Annotated in this window: 1 protein-coding gene and 2 pseudogenes; 2 read left to right on the top strand and 1 reads right to left on the bottom strand. The window is 68.0% G+C overall.

The window, feature by feature from the left end; genetic code table 11:
- Positions 1 to 176: pseudogene (locus JCM19049_RS21455) on the bottom strand (1-deoxy-D-xylulose-5-phosphate reductoisomerase); the annotation flags it as partial.
- A 193-nt stretch (positions 177 to 369) separates the two neighbouring features.
- On the opposite strand from JCM19049_RS21455, the gene JCM19049_RS21450 reads away from it, so the two are divergent.
- Together JCM19049_RS21450 and JCM19049_RS21445 are read left to right on the top strand one after the other, a co-directional pair.
- Positions 370 to 681 (top strand): SgcJ/EcaC family oxidoreductase, encoded by a 312-nt coding sequence (locus tag JCM19049_RS21450; RefSeq protein ID WP_279403399.1) that lies wholly within the window; start codon positions 370 to 372, stop codon positions 679 to 681.
- Position 682: 1 nt separating this feature from the next.
- Positions 683 to 875 (top strand): annotated as a pseudogene (locus JCM19049_RS21445) (DUF4440 domain-containing protein); the annotation flags it as partial.

The raw sequence follows: 875 nt of genomic DNA, 5'->3' as shown, positions 1-875 counted from the left end.
GCCACCGCCTGCTGGGCCAGGAGGGTGAGGTTGCGTCCTCCGGCGAGCGCGGCGACGCTAAAGCGTTCAGGGGCCTTGGCGATGACGTCCAGGCCCTGGGTTCCGATGGAGCCGGTGGATCCAAGCAGCGTGACGCGGCGCGGGTGCGGCGGGGGTAAAACAGATTTGGTGCTCACCCAACAATTATGGACGTGAACGCTGTGAGCGCCCAAAGAGCTGGCCGGGGTGTGATTCTGAACCGGTTGGCTCGCCTGGGGCGCGGGCGCCGCACTACTCTGGGCTCAGGTCCCCCGCCCCGCTGGCGCGCACCGGCATGGTGCTGGCGGACGGCCGCGGATCCCAGCAACGTCAGCAGGAGGGCAGCAGCTCATGGAGAACCAGGCGAACAACGGCAACCAGGCGGACGAGGCAGTGGCGGTGAAGAACGCCAGCACCCCGCAGCAGATTCCCGAGCTCTTCGCCGAGGGCTGGAACAAGAAGGACGCCCAGGCCCTGGGCGCCGTCTTTGCCACGGACGCGGACTTCGTGAACGTCGTGGGCCTGTGGTGGAACGACCGCGAAACCATCATGGACCGGCACGCCTACGGGTTTGAACGGATCTTCGCCGACAGCTTCATGGCGCTGATCGAGGTGCGCGTACGCCCCCTGGGCCAGGACCATGCGGTGGTCCACGCCCTGTGAGGTGACCGGGCAGCACACCGAGCACGGCCAGAAGGCCGGGGCCCGCACCGGGATCTTCAGCTTCGTGGCCGAACGCGACGGTGAGATCTGGCGGGCGGTCAGCGCCCAGAACACCGACCGCGCCCCGGGGATGCAAACCCACGTGGCCGAAGGCGGCACCCTGCGCACCGCGTCCTATAAGAACCTCTCTCGCA

It is taken from the genome of Arthrobacter sp. JCM 19049 (assembly GCF_001310435.1).
The sequence above is the reverse complement of the archived record's forward strand: the minus strand, read 5'-3'. Positions and strand labels throughout refer to the sequence as shown.

What these genes read in the sequence shown, in the direction of transcription:
- JCM19049_RS21450 (WP_279403399.1), top strand. Translation starts at nt 370, where the DNA reads ATGGAGAACCAGGCGAACAACGGCAACCAGGCGGACGAGGCAGTGGCG.